Source organism: Phytobacter sp. V91, from assembly GCF_965644225.1.
Lineage (GTDB): Bacteria > Pseudomonadota > Gammaproteobacteria > Enterobacterales > Enterobacteriaceae > CBFFRJ01.
In genome coordinates, this window is sequence record NZ_CBFFRJ010000330.1 from 1 (window position 1) to 379 (window position 379).

The 379-nt window shown below is 57.3% G+C and carries 1 pseudogene; it reads right to left on the bottom strand.

What is annotated here, in order from left to right:
• Positions 1-88: 88 nt before the first annotated feature.
• A pseudogene (locus ACSZO4_RS25900) lies at positions 89-379 on the bottom strand (ISNCY family transposase); the annotation flags it as partial.

Below are 379 nucleotides of genomic sequence, written 5' to 3' on the forward strand. Positions count from 1 at the left end.
TATTATCGAGTTCGGTGACCGCCTGGACGGTCACTTCTGAGAAAAGGCATTTACACAGAATCGTGTACAGGGTCGGTAAGACAAAAACTCAGTGGCGCAGCTGCGTCAGGTCGTCTTCCGACAGGCCGGTCATTTTCATCACCGTGCTGCGGTCCAGACCGTTGTCCAGCATCGCGCGGGCCACTTCCAGCTTGCCCTCGAATTTGCCTTCAAGTTTGCCCTTCTCGATACCGCGCTGCTCGCCCAGCTGAATACCTTCCTGACGGCCACGCTCAAGGCCCTTCTCGATGCCCTTCTGTTCGAGCTGCTGTGCAATTGTCATCAGTGTGTCCCCGTGCTGCGGCACCCGCTGTGCCAGTTGACGTACAAAGGCTTCGGC